Source organism: Streptomyces sp. NPDC005931 (genome assembly GCF_042871235.1).
Classification (GTDB): domain Bacteria; phylum Actinomycetota; class Actinomycetes; order Streptomycetales; family Streptomycetaceae; genus Streptomyces.
The window spans coordinates 72,014-87,067 of sequence record NZ_JBIAIG010000006.1 but is presented as its reverse complement, the minus strand read 5'-3'; the positions used below and the strand labels follow the sequence as shown (position 1 = coordinate 87,067).

Sequence of the window (15,054 nt, the reverse complement as noted above, 5' to 3'; positions counted from 1 at the left end):
GTCGTCACGCCGGTGGTCCGCCCGGCTCGCCCTGGGCGGCCCGGAGGTCCGCGAGCAGTTCGGCCTGGCCGGCCAGCACGCCCGAGAGGATGGTGCGCGCCACCCGGAGCAGTTCCGCCACGTGCGGGCTGGTCAGCGAGTAGTACACGGTCGAGCCCTCCTTGCGGCTGACCACGAGGTTCGCGCGCCGCAACAGCGCCAGTTGCTGCGAGAGGTGCGCCGGCTCGATGCCCACCTCGGGCAGCATCTCCGCGACCGCGTGCTCCCGCTCGCTGAGCAGTTCCAGGACGCGGATCCGGGCGGGGTGCCCGAGGGTTTTGAAGAACTCGGCCTTCAGCTGGTACAGCGGCGTGGTCATCGAGCCGTCCCCTTTCCGGCGCGGCGCCACGGCCCCGAGGGCCACACGTCGGGCCATCGCCTCCACCTGTTCGTCGACACCTCAGCGCGACCTCGACGTTTTTCCGACATTAGCAACTTCGTGCGCATCGGCGATCGGTCGGCGCTGCCGTGCGGAGCGTCAGAGGGGGAGCGTGATCCAGACGCTCTTGCCCCGTCCGTCGGCGTCGGCCCGGACCACGGCCGTGCCACCCAGGTCGCGGGTCAGCTCGACGACGGTGGCCAGGCCGCCGCCGCTCCCGGGCGCGGTGGCCGGCCCGTACAGGGCGGGCCGGTCGGGGTGACGGTCGTGCACGGCGAACACCAGGCAGTCGGAGCTCGCCGCGTAGATCACAGTGGTCTGCGGCGAGCGTTCGGCGGCGTGCCGGACGCTGTTGGTGACCAGTTCGCTCAGGATGAGCAGCGCCGGATCGACCGCGGGGTGGTGCCGCCCGATCCCCCACTCCGCCAGGGCCTGTTCGGCGGTCTCGCGGGCGAGGCGCACGGCGGAGGGCTCGGTGGGCAGGGTGAGCACGTGGCGGTGGGGCAGGACGTCGAGGCGGGGTGGCATCACGGCTCCGTGGGGTACGGGTGGTGGCTCGCGGTCGTCAAAGGGGTCGGCGTCGGGCGCGTAAGGGTGGTCAGGGCGCCTCCCCGATGACCGCGGGCTCCGGGGCCGGGGCGCGGCCGGGCCGCAGGACCCCGATGCGTTCCGGGCGGCCGCGGGCGGCGCCGATCACCTCGGGGGTCGTGGCGTGATCCGGGCCCTTGTGCCGTGGCAGGTCGAGCGCGCCCACGGAGCCGAGGATCCGGCGGTGTGCGGGCCGTATACCGGAGGCCATGACAACGATGCCGAATCCGAGAGCCAGGGGCAGCGCGACGACGGCGACGGTCGGGCCGGCGAGCAGGTCGCGACGCGGATCGCGGCGGACCCGGGCCGGATCGGTGCGGGACGGCAGCACGGTGGTCCGCGCCGGGACGAGCATGCGGAACGGCGGTTCGGACACGGTCCCTCGGCTGTCCGGTTCGGACACGGTCCCTCGGCTTTCCGGCGGCGGCCCGCCGCGGCACGCGACCCGACACGCGGCGGCTCCATGACCGTACCAGCATGTAGACACTTGCTAAATTTGGCAATTCCGCAGGTAGTAGTAGCTCTATCGGCGAGCGATCGCGGTCAGCCGGTCATGCGCTTGCGCCAGGACGGCTCGACCAGTTGCCACTCCGCCTCCCACTCCGCCCAGCGCCGCCGCTGCATCCGTGCGCGGACCAGACGGCCGGTGAGCACCACTGCTCCCCCGGCGGCGACCGCGACGGTGATGCCGGCCATGACGGTCTGGAAGCGTGCCTCTCCGGTGCCGAGGGGCTTGGTGACGAGGTTGCCCGCGGGGTCCGTCCACACCGTGACCGAGGAGCCCTCGGCGCCGCCGGAGGCGACCTCGGCGCGGCCGGTGCGGGGAGTGCCGTCCGGCGCGGTCCAGCGCACCGCGGCCCAGACGGTGCCCTCCTCGGTCACGGGCGAGGGCAGCGCCTGCGCCGCGTCCTCGGTGAGTGCGGCCGTGACGGGACGGGACTGGGCCCGGCGCTCGGCGATCGAGTCCTCCACCGTCCCGGCCGCCGACAGCCCGGCGAACCCGCCGAGCACCAGGGTGAGGACGAGGGTGGCGAGCCCGACCCAGGCTTCGACCAGATCGCTGCGGCGCCGCAGCGGATTCTTCCGCCAGCGCCACAGTCGCACCGCGCGGGGCCGCGCACCATGCGTCCTCGCCACGTGACTCACCTCCTCGCGAGGGTGCCGGCGCCGTCCCGCGCCGGCCGAAGAGCCGGCCGCCGGTCCGTGCGGGCCCGCGGCATGACATGTTCAGGTTCGGCCACCAGGCCGCCGCCGTCATGGGCCGAACGGCCCGTTCACGAGGGCGCCCCGGCCCCGGTCGGCACGGACCGCGCGGCCCACGGATCAGCCCGGCTGCACCGCGACGACCTCGCGCCGCGGGCCGCCGAGGACGACCTTGAGCGCGCCGGTCTCGGCGGCGTTGCCGAACACGTCGTAGGCCTCCTGCATCCGCTCGAGCGGGAAGGTGTGGGTGGCCATGTCGCCGGTGGGCAGCCGACCAGCGGCAGCCATCCGCAGCAGGGTGGGCGTGGAGTGGGTGTCGACCAGGCCCGTGGTGATGGTGATGTTCTTGATCCAGAGCTCCTCCAGGTGCAGCGCGGCGGGAGCACCGTGGACCCCGACGTTGGCCACGTGCCCGCCGGGCCGCACCATGCGTGTGCACAGGTCGAAGGTCTCGGGGATGCCCACCGCCTCGATCACCACGTCCGCGCCGAGCCCGTCCGTGAGGTCCGCGATCAGCTGCTCGGGGGCCTCTCGCGCGTCGGCCACCGCCTCGGCTCCGAAGGTCCTGGCCGCCTCCAGCCGCGACGCGGCCAGGTCCACGGCGACGATCCGCTCGGGCGAGAACAACCGGGCGGTGGCGATCGCGGCGAGTCCGACGGGGCCGGCGCCGACCACGACGACGGTGTCCCCGGGACGCACCCGGCCGTTGAGGACGCCCACCTCGTAGCCGGTGGGGAAGATGTCGGCCAGCATCACCGCGTCCTCCTCGGCGAGCGTGCCGGGCAGGGGGTGCACGGAGAGGTCGGCGAACGGCACGCGCACGTACTCGGCCTGGGTGCCGTCGATGAGGTGGCCGAGGATCCAGCCCCCGCCGCCGCGGCACTGGCCGTACATGCCCTCGCGGCAGTACCGGCACCTGCCGCACGCGGAGATGCACGAGACCAGGACCCGGTCCCCGGGGCGCACGGAGCGCACGTCGTCGCCGGTCTCGACGACCTCACCGACGGCCTCGTGCCCGAGCACGGTGCCGGGGCGCACCTCGGGCACGTCGCCCTTGAGGATGTGCAGGTCCGTTCCGCAGATGGTCACGACGTCCACCCGTACGATCGCGTCGGTGGGGTCCTTGACGTCCGGATCGGGCACCTCCTCCCAGGCGGACTGTCCGGGACCGTGGAAGACGTATCCCTTCATGCCGATCCTCACCTTCCGCTCGGCGGCTCTTCTGCGCGGCGGCCTCGGCGTCCGGCGGTCCTGACGGACCCGCGCCGCCCGGGTCGGCGGGACCCCGGCCCGCTGTCACCGGGGGCCGTCCCGCCTTCCAGTCTGGCGGCTTCTCGGGCGATGCGCGCGGCCCGCCGGTTCACCGCCGCAGCACCCGGACGAGGGCGCCGCCGGGGCGGGCGGTGAGTTCCTCCCAGGTGCCCTCCTCGGCGATGCGGCCGGATTCGAGGACGGCGATGCGGTCGGCGCGGCGGACGGTGGCCGGGCGGTGGGCGATGACGACCGTCGTGCGGTGGCCGCGGCGCATGATGCCGGCGAGTTCGGCGTCCCCGGTGTTGTCGAGGTGTGCGGTGGTCTCGTCCAGGACGAGCACCCTGGGGTCGGCCAGCAGGGCGCGGGCGAGGGCGATGCGGGCGCGCTGCCCGCCCGAGAGGGTGGCGCCGCGCTCGCCGACCGGGGTGTCGAGGACGGCGAACCGGTCGATGCCGCACGCCCGGACCACGTCGGCGAGGCGGGCGTCGTCCGCGTCGGGTGCGGCCAGCCGCAGGTTCTCGGCGAGCGTGCCGTGAAACAGGGGGGTCTCCTGGCCGACGACCGCGACGGCCCGGCGCAGGTCGGCGTCGGCCAGCTCGCGCAGGTCCACGGGGCCGCCGTGCTCCGGCAGCAACTGGACGCTTCCTTCGGCCGGGTCCCAGAACCGGGCGAGCAGATGGGCGCAGGTGGACTTGCCCGCCCCGGAGGCGCCGACCAGGGCGAGGGTGCGGCCCGCGGGCACCGTCAGTTCCACGCCGTCCAGGACGGGCCGGCCGCCGTAATCGAAGCGCACGCCGTGCAGCCGTACGCCCAGGGGGCCGTCGGGCAGCGGGCGGGGGTCGGCGGGCGGCGGGGCGAGGGCGGGTGCGGCGAGGGCGGCGCCGACACGGGCCGCCGCGGCGCGCAGGGCGACGGCCCGACTCAGGGACCGGGCGGACTCCGCGACCGGGCCGAGCACCGACAGGGCGAGGGTCATCGCCGCCGGGACCCAGGCACCGTGCAGCCGGCCGGAGGCGGCGGACTGGGCGGCGCCGGCCACCACGCCGAGCACCGCCAGCACGATGAGCGCGTCGCGGACAGCGGCGGAGGTGGCCTCCCAGCCGGCCTCGGCGCGCTGGGCCTCCCCCACCGCGCGGCCCTGCGCGGCGATCCGGCGGCGCCGTTCGGGCAGCGCGCCGAAGGCGAGCAGCTCGGGCAGCCCGTCGACGGTCTCGACGGTGTCGGCCGACAGCTTCGCGGTGGCCGCCAGGGTGCGGGCCCCACGTGCCGCGCGGTGGCGCGCGTCGGCGAACGGCGCGACGGTCAGAAGCGCGGCGACCGGCAGCACCGCCGCGAGCAGCCACGGCTCCATCGTGGCCAGCAGCGTGGCTCCCGTGCTGAAGACCACGCCGGATGCGAGGAGTTGGGCGGTGGTGTGGGCGTAGAAGAACTCCAGCGCCTCCACGTCGGCCATGGCCGTGGCGGCCAGGTCGCCGCTGCGCCGCCCGGCCACGCGGGCGGGCGCGCTGCGGGCCAGTCCGTCGAAGACCCGTATCCGCAGGGCGGCCAGGACCCGGTAGGCGAGGTCGTGCGAGAGGTCCATCTCGCGCCAGGTCGCGAGGGCGCGGACGAGGACGAGGGCGGCCAGCGCGGTGACGGTGCCGGCCGAGGGGGCACGGCCGTCGACGACGGCGGTGCCGGTGGTGTGCGCGGCGAGGGTCAGCAGGGCGACCAGCGAGCCCTGTTCGAGGAGTGCGGTGGCGCAGGTGCGGGCCGTCATGGCGCGGTGCGCGGCGAGGGCGGGCAGCAGGGCCCGCAGGGAGCCGGGTGGGGGCTGCGCACCGGAGGTGAGGGTGCCCGTGGTCATGCGGCGAGATCTCCTTCGTGCGCGTGGCCGGCCGCGACCAGCCGGGCGTAGACGCCACCCGCGGCGACGAGACCGGTGTGGTCGCCGACGGCGTCCACGCGGCCGTCGTCCAGGACCACGATGCGGTCGGCGTGCCGGACGGCGGCTAGCCGGTGGGCGACCACCAGGACGGTTCGGTGGCCGGCGACGTCGAGGAGTTCGCGCACGATGTCCGCCTCGCGGCGCTCGTCGACGGCGCTGGTGGCCTCGTCCAGCACGAGCACCGGGGCGTCGGCGAGCAGCGCCCGGGCGAGCGCGAGGCGCTGGCGCTGGCCGCCGGAGAGGGTGGCGCCGTGTTCGCCGAGGACGGTGTCGTAGCCGTGGGGCAGGGCGGCCATCTCGTCGTGGATGCCGGCGGTGCGGGCGGCCCGCGTCAGCTCGTCGTCGGTGGCATGCGGGCGGGCCAGGCGGAGGTTGTCGGCGACGGTGGCGTGGAAGAGGTGGGTGTGCTGGGAGACCACGGCGATGCCCCGCCGCAGCGAGTCGAGGTCGTACGCGGTCACCTCGCGTCCGGCGGCGGTGATTTGGCCCCGTTGGGGATCCTGGTGGCGCAGGAGCAGCGCGATCAGCGTGGACTTGCCCGCGCCCGACGGTCCGACGACGGCGGTGGTGCGTCCGGCCTCGGCGGTGAAGGTGACGCCGCGCAGGGCGGCCCGGTCCGCGCCGTCGTAGCGGAACTCCACGTCTTCGAAGCGCAGTTCGGGTGGCGCGGACCAGTGTGCGGGTGCGATGCCGGTGTCGGCGACGGCGGGTTCGGCGGTCCGCAGGGCCGCGATGCCGTCGGCGGCGGAGGCGCCCAGGTAGCCGGCGTGCCACTCACGGGACAGGTCGCGCACCGGGCGGAAGCACTCGGCGGCGAGCAGCAGCACGAGGTAGGTCGTCGTGGCCGTGGCGGAGCCGGTGACGGCCGACCGGCAGGCGAGCAGCGCCGCGGCCGCGGTGCCGCCCTGGATGGCCAGGTCGGTCAGTCCGGTGTCGACAAGGGACACGCGGAGCTTGGCGACAGTGGCCCGGTGCAGCCGCGCCGAGCGGGCCTCCAGCCGCTCCCGGGTGCGTCCGACGGCGCCGGCGGCCCGCAGGGCGGGCATGCCCTGGAGGGCCTCGAGGTAGTCGGCGCCCAGCGACTCGTAGGTGTCCCAGTGCTCCTTGCCGCGCCGGGCGAGCAGCCGATCCCAGGCGCGTGGCCCGGCGAGGGCGAGCAGCAGGGCCGGGACGAGGCCGAGCAGGGCGGGCGGGGCGAGCAGGGCGAGGGCCGTGAGCAGCAGCGGCGGTACGGCGAGGGTGACGAGGAGCTGGGGCAGGTAGCGGGCGACGTAGGCGTCGACGCCCTCGACGCCGTCGACGAGGGTGGTGCGGACCGCGCCGATGCGCGCGGTCGTCAGGTGGGCGGGGCCCAGCCGCCCGAGGTGGGCGAGGAGTTCGTCCCTGAGCCGTACCCTGACCGCCGCGCCCGCGCGGGTGGCGGTGGCCTGCTGCCGGTGGCCGAGCCCGGCGCGCACGGCGACGACGCCGAGCACGGCAGCGAGCAGCAGCGGCAGGCGTGCGGTGGCGCCGCGGGCCAGGTCGGCGAGGGCGAGCGCCAGCAGGACGGCCTGCGCGAGGTGGGTGAGGGTGACGGCGCCCTGGAGCAGGGTCGCCGCGAGCAGGGGGCGCCGGGCGTGGCGGGCGGCGCGGCGCAGTTCGCGATGGACGATCACGAGGTCCTCTCCTCGGGGTGGGCGGTGCCGAGCGCCAGTGCGTGGACGACGAGGTCCCGGCCGGGCGGGCCGCCCAGCGCGGCGCCCAGGTCGGCCCGCTGCCAGGAGCCGACGGGGCGGGCGGCCAGCTTCCGCCGGGCGGCGGTGACATGGGCCAGTTGGACGGCGTGTCCGGCGCGCAGGTGCACTCGGCGGATGCGCGCGGCACCGGCGTCCATCGGGCAGCCGTGTCCGAGCAGCACGGCGCCGGCCCGCGCGATCCACGCCTGGCGTGCGGCCCAGACGGCCAGGGTGGGCCGGGCGTCGCCCGACGCGATCCGGCGCAGCGTGCCGTCGGGTGCCGCCTCGACGAGCCCGGGCCGGGGGCCCCCGACCGCCGCACACCAGGCGAGTTCACCGGCACCGGCCTCGGCGACGGTGGTGAGCAGGGCGTGCAGGTCCTCGGGGGGCGGGGTGCCGTGCAGGGGTGTCGGGGCGCTGCGGCGGGCGGGGACGTCGTGCGGGCCCGCTGTGTGCCGGGGCGGCGGGACGTGCACGGTGGCGAGGGGCTCCGCGTCGGCTCCGGTGGCGACCGGATCCGCGGCGGGCCGGTGCGCACCGTGCCCGATCGGCTCCGGGTCCCCGGCGGAGGGCGTCCGGCCGTCGAGGTGCAGTGCGGGCGTCGCACCGAGGGCCCGTGCGGCCAGCCACAGGGCGCCGGCCGTGTGGCCGGTGTCGAGGAGCAGGAGCGGCCAGGCGCGGTGGCCGTAGTGCGAGATCGTGCGTCGTGGGGTGACGGAGAGCTCGGCGCTCACCCCGGGCGGAGTGCCGGCGGGTGCCGGTCCCAGGTGGTGCACGCGGTGGCGCAGCGGGTCGTAGCCGTAGCGTCCGGGCGGCAGGGGGCAGCCGGTGCCGACGACGAGCCCGGCGTCCACCGGGTGGAGTGCCCCCGCGGACGCGGCGGGCCGCAGCCGGCCCGCGCCGTCCCCGGCCGTCAGCGACAGGCGCAGCAGCCGGTCGAGGTCCAGCTCGCCGGGGCGGGCCGGCGGTACAGGACGGGGCGGGTCCGGCCAGCGGCGGACCGGTGGGCCCGCGGGGGTGTCGGGGCCGGGCTCCTCGGGGGAACGGGCGCGGGCGAGGGCGGTGACGAGGTCCACGAGGTCTCACATGTGGGGCGCGGGGGCGAGGGTGAAGTCCTCGGGCGCGTGCGGGGCGGTGGTGCGCCAGCCGCGCGCGACGGCGACGCGGGCCAGGCGCGGGCAGCCGAAGTACCCGAAGGCGGCGGGGGCGTTGGGCAGCAGGCCGGAGACGAGGACGCGGGCGACGCGCAGCGGCGTCTCGGCGACGTCCTCGGTGGTGAGGTCGAACGTCATGATCCGGTGCCCGCCGTCGTGCAGGGCCTGTTCCAGCCGCTCCCGGCTGCCGGGCCGCACGTCCCGCAGGGGTACGGTGCCGAGCGCCGGCTCGGTGAAGCGGCGAGCCTCGGGCGCCATCCGCTCGTCCAGCCAGACCTGGACGTGCGCGCCGAGATCCCGTACGTGCTCGAAGTGCGGGCCGCAGGAGTCGAGGTAGCGGCCGTCGGGACGGTGGTCCAGATACAGGCCGCGGGCGAGGAGCCCGGCCTCGACCGCCTGGAACACCCAGCCGTCCGGTCCGGTGAGGCCCTGGGTGAAGACCCAGGTGTGGACGGCTTCCAGGACGGCCTTGCGGGCGGCCTCGGCCGGGTCGTACCTGCAGGCGAACCCGGCGGCGTACAGGCCGAGCCGGGGATCGTGGACGAGTGCCGCGACGCACGGGGCGAACTCCGAGGGCATCTCCGTCAGATGCACCTCGAGAGGGGACCCGGCGAGGTCGTCGGCGAGGCCCGGCACCGTCGCCGGGTCGATGCCGCGGGCCGGGCCGTCCAGATGCCACCACAGTTCGAGCGCATCGCGCTCGACGATCTCCAGCAGGGCCCGTTCGACGGCGTCGTCGAAGCCCTGGCCGGTGGCGATGCCCGCGTAGTTGAGGTGGTGCGTGCGCGACAGGGAACGCAATGCGCCCTGACGCCAGTTGAGGTGGGTGAGGGCGACGGGCGCCCACACCTCGGCGCGGGTCCCGTCGGGCAGTTGCTCGGTCCCGCGGGCCCACAGGGCGGGCGTGTCGACGGTGAGGCGGCGGTAGGGGAACCGGTCGCGTGCGTACTGCCAGTCGGCGTACGCGGGGAGTTCCTCGGGGCCGTACAGCCGCAGCGACCTGTCGGCCAGTTCGGCGGCGGTGGCGCGCAGCGGGGCGTCGGGGTGGCCGGGCGGGGGCACCCGGTTGCCGCAGTACCGTTCGACGCCTTCGGCTATGGCGGCGATGCGGGCGGCCCCGGGGTCGCCGAAGGTGGTGCCCAGGGAGACCCGGTCGGCGGGCCACAGTCCGAGTCTGCGCGCGTCCGACATCTCGGCGGTGAGCGAGGTGTAGAGGGGCGGGACGCCCGGGGGGTGCCCGACCGGTTCGACCCCGCGGACGATGCCGCAGACGGGATCGACGAGGGCCTCCAGGGGCAGCGGTGTCATCGCGGGATCTCCTGTGCCGGGTCGATGGGTGTGGGGCGGGACCGCAGGACGGGCAGCCGGAGCAGCACTCCGCCGGGGTCGAGGTCGCGCCGGGAGGCGCGCAGACGGGTGGCGGTGACCGGGTCCTCGCCGGTGTGCGGATTGCGGGCGTGGGCCGGGAAGTGGTGCCCGGCGATCTCCAGGCGGAGCCGGGTCCCCGCGGGCAGTCTGCGGGCGAGCCGGCCGAGTTCCACGGTGAAGCCGGCCGCCCGTCCCGGGGTGTCGGCCCGCCGGACGATCCCCACCGCGAGCCGCTGGGCGACGCCCTCCGGGGTGAGCGCGACGAGCCGGGCGGCCCAGTCGGCGGACGGTGTGTCGGCGGTGGCCCGGAGTTCCAGGCGGGCCGGTCCGACGACGTCCAGGGGGCGCGGCAGCGGTGGGGTGACGAGCAGGCAGCGGTCCGGCGTGTCCCGTGCGGGAGCCGTCAGGTCGTCGGAGGACACGGGGCGTTCGGGGTCGGCGAGGAAGGACGTCCCGTGCAGTGCTCGCAGTCGCGGCGCGTACGGCTCGCCCTCGATGCCCGCGTCGAGCCAGAGGGCGCTGCCGCCCAGCCCGATCACGCCCCGGGCCCCGGCGGTCAGGTCGCCGCCGAGGGCGCGCCGGGCCCAGCGGGCGTACAGCGCGCCGAGGCGGACCCGGTGTGCGGGGTCGGCGTCGGGGCCCGGTTCGGCGACCAGGCGGTGTCCCCAGGGTCCCAGCAGCAGCCGTGCGCAGGGTCCGCCCCAGTGGCGCCACAGGGCGACGGTGTCCTCGGTGAAGTGGTCGTGGTGACCGCCCACCGCGAGCAGCGGAACCGCGGCCCGCCCGGCCCGTGCGATCAGCCGGCCGCGCTCGCCCCGGCGCCACAGTCCCGGCCAGGACGGCAGGTCGCGGCCGAGCCGTTCGGGCAGGCCGGTCACCGGAAGGTGCGCCAGCAGGCCGGGGTCGGCGGCGCGGGCCCCGGCCAGGGCCGCCTCGTCGGAGTCGCGGCGGTCGCCGTGGGCGGCCCACCAGCCGGCGCGGGCCGCGAGCCGTTCCACTCCGGTGGGTTCGCGGGCGGTGTCGGCGGCGCCGAGCGCGGGAACGGCGGCGACGACGGCGTCCGGCCGAGCGTCCCGGGGCGCGTCGAGGGCGAGGACGAGGGCGCAGTGGGCGGCGTAGGAGGCGCCGACGGCCACGATTCTGCCGTCGTTCCAGGGCTGGCGACGGATCCAGCGGGCGGTCGCGGTGCCGTCGGCGGTCTCGTTCGCATAGGGCTGCCACACTCCCGTCGACGCGTGCCGGCCGCGCACGTCCTGGACGACGGCGGCGAATCCGTGCCGGGCCCAGCCGCGCTGTTCGGCGCGGTGGAGCAGCCGGTCGTAGGGGGTGCGCAGCAGGACGGCGGGAAAGGGGCCGGCGCCGCCGGGGAGCAGGACGTCCGCGACCAGCCCCCCGACGGTCACGGTGAAGGGGGTCACCGGGGGTGTTCACCCGTGGCGGGCACGGGGGCGACGTCGGGGACGGGCAGGACAGGGTGCTCGGTGACCGTCAGGCCGCGCAGGTCGACGCACCGCAGTCGGCGCCGGGCCGGGAGCGGGCCCGGGTCGGGCGCGCCGGTGGCCCAGCGGGTGAGGTCGGCGGCGAGCAGGGCGGCGACCAACGACGCCTCGGGACGCGCGAGTTCGAGGGGGGCGCCGCCGGTGCGCGGGCCGGCCCAGTAGGCGGCCAGTTCGCGGTGGGCGGGGGTGGCGGCGAGGCGGCGGGCGCGGACGTGGGCGGCGGTGACGTCGCCGGGGGCGGTGGCCGGCGGCTCGACGTACACCTGGTAGCCCTCGCGGTGGCAGCGCAGCCAGGCGATGCCCTGCCCGGGCAGCCGGTCGGCGGCGTCCCACAACCCTTCGGGCACGGGCCCGTCGAGGCACCACACGACGGCGGCGGGCCGGCCGCGGGCCGGGTCCTCGGGCGTTCCCGGGCGGGGCTCGGCCCCGGCGGCCCGCAGGAGCGCGGCCAGCGGATCGGTGAGGACGGGGTCGCCGAGCAGCCGGACGTCGCGGAGCCCGGCGGGCCACTCGGTGCCGGACGGCCCGTCCGTCAGGTGTCCGGCCGTGTCGAACGCCGTGAGGAGCCGGTCGACTTCGGGGTCCGCCGGGGCGGGGGTTCCGGAGAGCCTGGCGAGCAGCGTCTGCTCGTCCGCGTCGCCGGTGCGGACCGTGAGGAACTCCCCGTCCGCCGTGCGCAGGGCGAGGCCCCGTCCGGGTACGGCGACGACCTCGGCACCGGGGGCGAGCTGGCTGGGGGACACGTCGAGTCTCCTGGGGGGAAAGGGGCTGGGGCGGGCGTGGGCCCGCCCGGAAGGCAAACGGGCGGGCCCACGGTCTGGGGAGAGCTGCTCCCGCTTACTCCTCGGTGTCGTCGAAGGGGTTCTCGACCAGCGCGTTGGAGTGGGAGGCCGAGGCGTGGGCCAGCTGGCCCGGGTCGGCGATCGGCACGAAGACCTGCTCGTTGTCCATGAACTCTCCTTGTTCATCGAGGAGTTGCAGTGATCGGACGATCACCGCGCAGCACACACTAATGAATATGATTTTCATATTCCACCCCTGTGAGGGGGTGATCCGGGTAACACACCGGCCAGCCGCCCTGCGGGTCGCGGCCCACCCGGCCCGCCACCCTCAGGACGTCCGCGAGCAGACCCGGTGTCACGACCTCCTCGGGCGGACCGTCGGCGACGACGAGGCCGTCCCGCAGGGCGACGATCCGCTCGGCGAACCGGGCGGCGTGCGCCAGGTCGTGCAGCACCATCACGACGGTCAGTCCGCGCTCCTCGCGCAGTCGCACCACGGTGCGCAGGACGTCCAGTTGGTGATGCAGGTCCAGATAGGTGGTCGGCTCGTCGAGGAGGAGGATCCGGGTGTCCTGGGCGAGCGCCATCGCCAGCCGGACCCGCTGCCGCTCGCCCCCGGACAGCGCGTCCACCGGCCGCTCCGCCCACTGCTCCACCCCCACGTCCCGCAGGGCCCGGCGCACGACGGGGTCGTCGCCCTCGCGCAGCATCCCGAGCGGCCCGCGCGCCGCGTACCGGCCCTGCCGCACGAGGTGACGCACCGTCATCCCCGGTACGGCCGGGGCCGACTGGTGCAGCAACGCGACCCGTCGGGCGGTCGCCCGCCGGGTGAGCCGGGCCGCGTCCTCGCCACCGAGCAGGACGCGGCCCCCGTCGGGCCGCAACAGCCCCGCCGCCAGCCGCAGGAGAGTCGATTTCCCGCACCCGTTGAGCCCGATGAGGGCGGTCAGTTCGCCCGGACGCACGGTCAGGTCCACGCCCCGCAGGACGGGCCGGCCGGGGTAGCCGAAGCGGACCCCCTCGACACGGATTCCCAGGGACCCGGTGGCATCGGTCATGCTCTGCCCTTCGTCGACATCACAACGTTCGGTCCGGCGCCCGGCGCACGACGAGCAGCAGCAGCGCGGCACCGGCGCAGGTGGTGAGCGCACCGACCGGCAGCGTCAGCGACTCGGTGTCCAGCGCCACCGCCAGCAGCCGCGAGGCCAGTTGGGCCGCCGCGTCCGCCCCGCACACCACGGCGGCCCCGAGGAGGGCGGCGCCGGGCAGGGACATGCGCAGGTCCGCACCGAGGACGGCGAGCGCGAGGTGCGGCACCAGCAGCCCGACGAACCCCAGCGCGCCCGCGGCGGCCACGGCACCCGCGGTGAGCGCCACCGCGGTCAGCAGCGCGAGCCTGCGGGCCCGTCCGGTGGACAGGCCGGCGGCGGCGGCGGTGTCCTCACCGCAGCGCAGCAGGGTCAGCGGCCCCGCCAGCAGCCACGCCGCCGCCGTCCAGACCAGCGCCCAGGGCCACAGCAGATGCCAGTGCTGCCACACCCTGCCCTCGGTGGTGCCGACCAGCCACTGCACCACGCTGCCGAGTTCGCCCGGGGCGACCAGCAGCACCATGGCGGTGAGCCCGCCCAGCACCGCCGAGACCAGCACCCCGTGCACGGCGGTCTGCGCCGGATCACCCCGGTCGCGACCGCTGAGGAGCCACAGCAGCCCGGCCCCGGCGCAGCCGCCCGCGCACGCGGCGACGACCACGGCGAGCGGGGACTGCCAGCCGGCCAGCCCGAGCCCCGTGGCGGTGACAGCCCCGAGCACCGCGCCCGGTGTCACCCCGGTGACCTCGGGTCCGGCGAGGGGGTTGCGCAGGGCCGACTGGAGCACCAGGCCGGCCACGCCGAGGCAGGCTCCGGCGCCGAGGGCCACCAGCAGGCGTGGCAGCCGGAGTTGGAGCAGGATGTGCCGTTCGGTCGGGTCACCGCCGCCGCCCAGGACGTCCACCACGGTGCCCGGGGACATGCCCCGCCCGGCCACCAGTTCCGTGCCGGCGCACAGTACGACCAGCGCGACGAGAGCGGCGAGGCGCCCGGTCACCGGGCCGCCTCCCGCGTCGCGCCGGCCGGGTCCGTGGGCCCGCCGTCACGCGGCCGCAGGCGCCCGGAGCGCAACAGGGCGACCCCGGCGGGCACGCCCAGCAGGGCCGTCCAGGCGCCGACCGGGGTCTCCACCGGTGCGAGCGCGAGCCGGGCCGGCACGTCGGCGACGGCCACCACGGCGGCCCCCCACGCTGCCGACCAGGGCAGCCACCGCACCGCGTCCGCGCGGGGGGCCAGGCGGCGCGCCAGGTGGGGGGCGAGGAAGCCGACCCACGCCACCGGCCCGCACACCGCCGTCACGGGCGCGATCAGCACCACGGCGACAGCCAGCGCGGCGAACCGGGCCCGCCGGGCGCGCACCCCCAGCGTCTCGGCGTCCTCGTCCCCGAGCCGCAGCACCGACAGCACCGGCGCGCACAGCACCAGCGCGGGCACGGCGACGAGCAGCCAGGGCCACAGTCCCCCCACGTCGTCCCAGGTGCGGGCGGAGAGGGAGCCGAGCAGGTAGCGGTAGATCAGCTGGAGGTCGAGCTGGTCCGCCATCACCATCAGCACCAGCAGCGCGGCCTGCAGGGCGGCGGCGACCGCCGCGCCGGTGAGCAGCACGGCCGACGGACTGCGCCCCGCCCCCGCGGCGAGCAGGGTCAGTACCCCGCCGAGCGCGGCTCCGCCGATGGCCATGAGGGGCTGCACGACGGCCGGTACGGACACCGCCAGCACCAGGGGCGCGGCGACCCCGAGCGCGGCGCCGGAGGAGACGCCGAGCATCTCGGGCACGGCGAGCGGATTGCGCAGCGCCTCCTGGAGCACGAGCCCCGCCGCACCGAGGCACGCCCCGGCCAGCAGCGCCAGCACCAGCCGGGGCACACGCAGTTCACCGACGACGATCCCGGCCAGGGTGGTGTCCCCGTCGAGCAGTGCGGCGGGGAGGCGGTGGAGGGGCACGTAGGGCGTGCCCAGGGTCAGGGAGCACACCGAGGCAGCGGCCAGCAGCGCGAGCAGGACGTACGCCTGCCCGCTCCCCCGCCGGCCGCCCGCCCGGTGGTCACCGGTCACGGT

At 76.5% G+C, this 15,054-nt stretch carries 15 protein-coding genes; all 15 read right to left on the bottom strand.

Annotated features, from left to right (window positions below; genetic code table 11):
* Positions 1–4: 4 nt before the first annotated feature.
* The 15 genes from ACFYOV_RS16405 to ACFYOV_RS16335 all read right to left on the bottom strand — a co-directional run bounded on the left by ACFYOV_RS16405 (position 5) and on the right by ACFYOV_RS16335 (position 14,997).
* Complete coding sequence (locus ACFYOV_RS16405) at positions 5–358, bottom strand: ArsR/SmtB family transcription factor (RefSeq protein ID WP_389088076.1); 354 nt, start codon at positions 356–358, stop codon at positions 5–7.
* A 159-nt stretch (positions 359–517) separates the two neighbouring features.
* A complete protein-coding gene (locus tag ACFYOV_RS16400; protein WP_389088073.1) occupies positions 518–946 on the bottom strand; it encodes an ATP-binding protein in 429 nt (142 codons plus the stop codon).
* Positions 947–1,016: 70 nt separating this feature from the next.
* A complete protein-coding gene (locus ACFYOV_RS16395) occupies positions 1,017–1,382 on the bottom strand; it encodes a hypothetical protein (protein WP_389088766.1) in 366 nt (121 codons plus the stop codon).
* A 167-nt stretch (positions 1,383–1,549) separates the two neighbouring features.
* A complete protein-coding gene (locus ACFYOV_RS16390) occupies positions 1,550–2,143 on the bottom strand; it encodes a hypothetical protein (protein WP_389088071.1) in 594 nt (197 codons plus the stop codon).
* A 186-nt stretch (positions 2,144–2,329) separates the two neighbouring features.
* Positions 2,330–3,400, bottom strand: coding sequence for a zinc-dependent alcohol dehydrogenase family protein (locus ACFYOV_RS16385; protein WP_389088068.1), 1,071 nt, complete (start codon positions 3,398–3,400; stop codon positions 2,330–2,332).
* Positions 3,401–3,569: 169 nt separating this feature from the next.
* Positions 3,570–5,309, bottom strand: coding sequence for an ABC transporter ATP-binding protein (locus tag ACFYOV_RS16380; protein ID WP_389088066.1), 1,740 nt, complete (start codon positions 5,307–5,309; stop codon positions 3,570–3,572).
* Positions 5,306–7,045, bottom strand: a complete 1,740-nt coding sequence (locus ACFYOV_RS16375) for an ABC transporter ATP-binding protein/permease (protein ID WP_389088063.1) — start codon at positions 7,043–7,045, stop codon at positions 5,306–5,308. The genes ACFYOV_RS16380 and ACFYOV_RS16375 overlap by 4 nt, the downstream gene beginning before the upstream one ends.
* The gene (locus ACFYOV_RS16370) at positions 7,042–8,181 is read right to left on the bottom strand and encodes a SagB/ThcOx family dehydrogenase (RefSeq protein ID WP_389088061.1); all 1,140 of its coding nucleotides are present in this window, start codon (positions 8,179–8,181) and stop codon (positions 7,042–7,044) included. Before ACFYOV_RS16370 ends, ACFYOV_RS16375 begins: the two co-directional genes overlap by 4 nt.
* A 6-nt stretch (positions 8,182–8,187) precedes the next feature.
* A complete protein-coding gene (locus tag ACFYOV_RS16365) occupies positions 8,188–9,567 on the bottom strand; it encodes a YcaO-like family protein (RefSeq protein WP_389088058.1) in 1,380 nt (459 codons plus the stop codon).
* A complete protein-coding gene (locus tag ACFYOV_RS16360; RefSeq protein WP_389088057.1) occupies positions 9,564–11,045 on the bottom strand; it encodes a CocE/NonD family hydrolase in 1,482 nt (493 codons plus the stop codon). The genes ACFYOV_RS16365 and ACFYOV_RS16360 overlap by 4 nt, the downstream gene beginning before the upstream one ends.
* On the bottom strand, positions 11,042–11,869 hold the full coding sequence (locus ACFYOV_RS16355; RefSeq protein WP_389088054.1) for a hypothetical protein: 828 nt from the start codon (positions 11,867–11,869) through the stop codon (positions 11,042–11,044). The genes ACFYOV_RS16360 and ACFYOV_RS16355 overlap by 4 nt, the downstream gene beginning before the upstream one ends.
* Before the next feature lie 94 nt (positions 11,870–11,963).
* Positions 11,964–12,077 (bottom strand): streptamidine family RiPP, encoded by a 114-nt coding sequence (gene amiA, locus ACFYOV_RS16350; RefSeq protein ID WP_389088052.1) that lies wholly within the window; start codon positions 12,075–12,077, stop codon positions 11,964–11,966.
* Positions 12,078–12,135: 58 nt separating this feature from the next.
* Positions 12,136–12,966 (bottom strand): ABC transporter ATP-binding protein, encoded by an 831-nt coding sequence (locus ACFYOV_RS16345; RefSeq protein ID WP_389088049.1) that lies wholly within the window; start codon positions 12,964–12,966, stop codon positions 12,136–12,138.
* A 19-nt stretch (positions 12,967–12,985) separates the two neighbouring features.
* On the bottom strand, positions 12,986–13,993 hold the full coding sequence (locus ACFYOV_RS16340; RefSeq protein WP_389088047.1) for a FecCD family ABC transporter permease: 1,008 nt from the start codon (positions 13,991–13,993) through the stop codon (positions 12,986–12,988).
* Positions 13,990–14,997 carry a FecCD family ABC transporter permease gene (locus ACFYOV_RS16335; RefSeq protein ID WP_389088731.1) on the bottom strand — a complete coding sequence of 336 codons (1,008 nt, stop codon included), beginning with the start codon at positions 14,995–14,997 and terminating at the stop codon, positions 13,990–13,992. The genes ACFYOV_RS16340 and ACFYOV_RS16335 overlap by 4 nt, the downstream gene beginning before the upstream one ends.
* Positions 14,998–15,054 lie beyond the last annotated feature (57 nt).

What these genes read in the sequence shown, in the direction of transcription:
- ACFYOV_RS16380 (WP_389088066.1), bottom strand. Translation starts at nt 5,309, where the DNA reads ATGACCACGGGCACCCTCACCTCCGGTGCGCAGCCCCCACCCGGCTCC.
- ACFYOV_RS16400 (WP_389088073.1), bottom strand. Translation starts at nt 946, where the DNA reads ATGCCACCCCGCCTCGACGTCCTGCCCCACCGCCACGTGCTCACCCTG.
- ACFYOV_RS16385 (WP_389088068.1), bottom strand. Translation starts at nt 3,400, where the DNA reads ATGAAGGGATACGTCTTCCACGGTCCCGGACAGTCCGCCTGGGAGGAG.
- amiA (WP_389088052.1), bottom strand. Translation starts at nt 12,077, where the DNA reads ATGGACAACGAGCAGGTCTTCGTGCCGATCGCCGACCCGGGCCAGCTG.
- ACFYOV_RS16365 (WP_389088058.1), bottom strand. Translation starts at nt 9,567, where the DNA reads ATGACACCGCTGCCCCTGGAGGCCCTCGTCGATCCCGTCTGCGGCATC.
- ACFYOV_RS16405 (WP_389088076.1), bottom strand. Translation starts at nt 358, where the DNA reads ATGACCACGCCGCTGTACCAGCTGAAGGCCGAGTTCTTCAAAACCCTC.
- ACFYOV_RS16345 (WP_389088049.1), bottom strand. Translation starts at nt 12,966, where the DNA reads ATGACCGATGCCACCGGGTCCCTGGGAATCCGTGTCGAGGGGGTCCGC.